Source organism: Acinetobacter sp. YH01008, from assembly GCF_013420435.1.
Classification (GTDB): Bacteria; Pseudomonadota; Gammaproteobacteria; order Pseudomonadales; family Moraxellaceae; genus Acinetobacter; species Acinetobacter pseudolwoffii.
The window spans coordinates 1-2382 of record NZ_VOYD01000072.1; the positions used below are offsets into that span (position 1 = coordinate 1).

Below are 2382 nucleotides of genomic sequence, written 5' to 3' on the forward strand. Positions count from 1 at the left end.
CATTTTTATTAAACATGCTAATTCTGGTTCAAGAGTAACCATTACTGGTGGGAAATTGCATGTAGATCCTTATGGTTGTATTCGGCTTGGTAGTGATACCGGTTCATTTATTATTTGGGCTAATAATCATGAGTTAGAATATACAAAGGACGGTAGGATTAGCATCACCAATAAATTTAATAATCATAAAGTTTTTATAGGTAATGAAATTATCCTTAGTGGAGGGCCGTCATCAGTAATACCAAAATCTGTTACTCGCTTTATTCCTGAAGTTTGTTCTACCTACGGCTATTGGATTGCTTCTCCCCTTTAAAAGTTATGTAAATGAGCCAGTCCCCATTTCCATCATAATTTCAACATAAAAACTCATATACAAATTTAGGTATTATTAGCTGATAAACCCTTTTTTTGATCTTTTTATATAAATCTTTCACGATATAGTAGAATACTATTAGATGACTAAATAAGATAAGCAAGCCTACCTGTATATACAAAATTCTTCGAATTTTGATATACAGGGACTTGTTAGGGGAAACCCCTAAGACCCCAAGCCCATCAAGATGGGCAAGTCAACAAAGTTGACTTAAAAGCAAAACCAAAAGCCTGTTAGTGGGATGTGTATATGCGAAATAAAACTAAAATTTTCAGACTCACAGAGTTACAGCTAGAACAACTTGAGCAGCACCTCGAAAAAGAGAACACGAATTTTACAGACTTCATTCTCTCTTTAATTCAAAGGGAAATCATGCAAGATGCTGTAACCGTAAGACGACCAGAAGAATATGAAAGGAAGCCTAGACTCAAAGTTAAAACAGTGATTGAAGTGGTTAAACGCTATCAAAAAACAGATCCTGCTTTACTGCTTGAGCTATCCAAAATCGGGAACAACTTAAACCAAATTGCACGAGCATTGAACATCATCAAAAATGCTGATCCGCAAGAGCAACGCAAGTTAGATATTTTCAGCATTTTTTCAGTTTTAAAAGGCATTCAAACCGAGTTAGAACAAGTATTTCCTGCACTTCCGAAAATCAGCAGACAAAGCCCTGAAAGGCTTAAAAAGCAATTGTCTTCGATACAGCTTGCTGAGGAGGATGAAAGTGCATATTAAATTTTTAAATCACGGTAAAGGATCGGCCGCACACGCTTCAGCGTATGTTTTAGATAAGTTCGATCATCTTGGCAATGTTCGGGCAGGTGTTGATGTTTTGCGTGGTGATGCGACTACATTTAACGCCATCTGTGACTCAAGTCCACATTTGTGGAAGTACACCAGTGGCGTGATCGCATGGTCAAAAGAAGACAGTCCGACAGATGAACAAATAAAAGAAGTCTTAGACGAGTTTGAAAAGCATGCTTTTTCGGGACTAGATCCCTCACAGTACCACCTTTTTGCCGTGCTTCACACAGACGATGACGGCTCGAAGCATATCCACGTTCTAGCACCACGCCTAGATATTCAAAGCGGTAAATCACTCAATATTGCCCCACCCGGCCATGAAAAGCATTTTGATTCTTTACGTGATTACTTCAACACAAAGTACCAGTGGTCACGCCCCGATGATCTGCTTTTGATGAAAACGACACAAGAGCCAAACTATGTCGCAAAACTCAACGCTCAAGCTAAAAATATTTTTACAGGTCAAGATCTTGAGGCGCTTACAAAAAAGCAGTTTGGCAAGCTCGTTGATAACTACGTACAAACATTTTTAAGGACTCTGACAGTAAAAAACAGAGCAGATATTGTCCAGTGTATTGAGCAACTGGAAGGAATCGCATCGGTCAAACAAAGTAAAGAATACTTAACTGCCACTTTGAAAAGTGGCAAAAGACATCGACTTAGAGGCGACTTTTATCATGAACAATTCGAAATTAACGCTTATTCAGAGCATCTCAGAGCAGCAGCAGAAAGCCGACCAACTACAGCAGAGCTTGCAACAGCTCTCCGAAACGCTGAAAACGTTCGAGATGACTATCGAGCAAAGCGAGAGACCTATCACCAACAGCACTATACTTTTAAACGAAGTACAGCAGACAACATCGGCCATAAAATCGCATCTCAGAGCGATTTTGACCGAAATAGGGAATCTATCACCCAAAGCCATAAAATCGCTAACAGCGAGCTATACGGAGCAAATAGACGCACTGCAAACGCAGTTAGCGAATATAGACCTATCGGAAATATCAAAAGTGAAATCGAGCATAGATTCGTTTTCAACCTCAATTCACGCTCTACAGGCTCAAGTCAACAAGCAGTTGCAGAGCCTCAGAATCGACGAAAAGCTCCTGCAGAACAGCATTCAACACCAAGTACAGCAAGCGATAGAGGGGCAGAGAGAGACAATAGAGAGTCAGTTGCAGAGCCTTTTGACGGAAAAATTG

General features: G+C 39.8%; 3 protein-coding genes. All 3 read left to right on the plus strand.

Annotation, left to right across the window (positions count from 1 at the left end; genetic code table 11):
- The coding region (locus FTT75_RS15555) for a hypothetical protein (RefSeq protein ID WP_180186812.1) at window positions 1–313 on the plus strand (313 nt) is incomplete at its 5' end.
- Window positions 314–622: 309 nt separating this feature from the next.
- Window positions 623–1111 carry a plasmid mobilization relaxosome protein MobC gene (gene mobC / locus FTT75_RS15560; protein ID WP_159124546.1) on the plus strand — a complete coding sequence of 163 codons (489 nt, stop codon included), beginning with the start codon at window positions 623–625 and terminating at the stop codon, window positions 1109–1111.
- Window positions 1095–2382, plus strand: a 1288-nt coding sequence (locus FTT75_RS15565; RefSeq protein ID WP_180186814.1) for a relaxase/mobilization nuclease domain-containing protein, incomplete at its 3' end; no start/stop codon positions are given. The genes mobC and FTT75_RS15565, both read left to right, overlap by 17 nt.